Raw genomic sequence first — 1,562 nt, 5'->3', positions numbered from 1 at the left:
GAACGACCCCGAAAAACGCTCAACTACGAAACACCCGCCGAGCGTTTCAATGCATGTGTTGCATCGACCCGTTGAAACCGCCGCCCGAAGCAGACATGTCCCGGCTGCCCTGTGCGCAGTCGCAGCAAATGCATCGACGTAGATGGCCGGAAGCCCATTGGCAATTGATGCACATCAACGCTCTCAAACCAGATTCAATCTAGGCTGATAAAACATCGGTCGAGGGTTCGCCGCCGTCGGCCCACAAATTGCAGAAACCAGAACTTTCTGCAGACTATATACAAGGAGGAAGACGATGCGATTTCAGACCACTTTAGCAACTGCAGTAATAATGCTTTCCGCATGTGCGGCTCAAGCGCAGGATTCCGCTATCATATTAGGGAAATCGACCTATGCCAAAACCTGCGCGGTGTGCCATGGGGAGGGCGGTAAAGGTGACGGTTCGGTCGCAGAACTGTTTCAGGTAAAGCCAAAGGATTTAACGCAACTTTCGAAACGTGCTGATGGGAGGTTTCCGTTTTCTGATGTCTATCGTGTCATAGTATTAGGTATGGAAGCGCCAGGTCACGGCACCTCAGCAATGCCTGTTTGGGGCGATGAATTCATGGCCGATGCGTTAGAGGATCGTGGTGTGAGCAAGAATGATGCGATTAATATCGCGGCTGGCCGGGCGTTATCGTTGGCGTATTACTTGGAGACAATTCAAGAATAGCCCCGAGAGATCAGTGCAAGTGGGAAACTGCCCGGCACCTGCGTGATGCGCCGAACCCCAAGGACGTCACTCAACGCCTCAGAGAAGCCCCTGGATGCACGCGTCAGGCAAACCACACAGGAAGGCGCTGCAGGCCTCTGAAGTGCTTGGCCAGAGGGTCTGTCAGGTTCACTACACATGCCGTAATGCACCGTGTGGTTCGGCTGCCAAGAATACAGCGGGTAATTCTTTGAAGGTTTCTTGCGAACGTCTGCCCCGTCCCTGCGGTTTCAACGGGTCGCTGCAACACAGGCTTCAAATTTCTCGGCTGGTGTATGGTATTGCACGGTCTTTCTGGGCCGCTCGTTGAGTTGGCGCGCGGTTGCGCTGAGTTCGGCCTGATTAAAGCCTGATATATCAATGCCTTTGGGGAAGTATTGCCTGAGAAGTCGGTTGGTGTTTTCGTTACTGCCGCGCTGCCACGGAGACTGAGGATCACAAAAACAGACGTCGATTTTGGTGGCCATGGTGAACTTGCGATGCCCTGCCATCTCTGATCCGCGATCCCAAGTCAGCGATTTGTAGAGCTCCCTGGGCAGCTTTCGTGCTTGCTTGATCAGAGCGGTGATGACGCTTTGGGTGTCTTTGTTCTCGACCTTCGCCAACATCACGAAGCGGGAATGACGTTCGACCAGCGTGGCAATATAGCTGTTGTTTGACCCCACGATCAGATCACCTTCCCAATGGCCTGGAACGGCACGGTCCTCAACCTCGGGTGGGCGTTCACTGATCGGAATTGCATCCTTGATCTTGCGCAGCTTAAGCCCCTTTTGGGTCGCATGTCTGGACCGCCTGATGGCACGCGGACTGC

Annotated in this window: 2 protein-coding genes; one reads left to right on the top strand and one right to left on the bottom strand. The window is 54.0% G+C overall.

Annotated elements, in window-relative coordinates; all coding sequences use genetic code 11:
- Positions 1–295 precede the first annotated feature (295 nt).
- A complete protein-coding gene (locus BUB78_RS19960) occupies positions 296–712 on the top strand; it encodes a c-type cytochrome (protein ID WP_073201176.1) in 417 nt (138 codons plus the stop codon).
- A 269-nt stretch (positions 713–981) separates the two neighbouring features.
- On the opposite strand, the gene BUB78_RS19955 is transcribed toward BUB78_RS19960, so the two are convergent.
- Positions 982–1,562 (bottom strand): IS30 family transposase (locus tag BUB78_RS19955; protein WP_139279420.1); only part of this gene is annotated, 581 nt, incomplete at its 5' end.

This window comes from Roseovarius marisflavi, assembly GCF_900142625.1.
Lineage (GTDB): Bacteria > Pseudomonadota > Alphaproteobacteria > Rhodobacterales > Rhodobacteraceae > Roseovarius > Roseovarius marisflavi.
The sequence above is the reverse complement of the archived record's forward strand: the minus strand, read 5'-3'. Positions and strand labels throughout refer to the sequence as shown.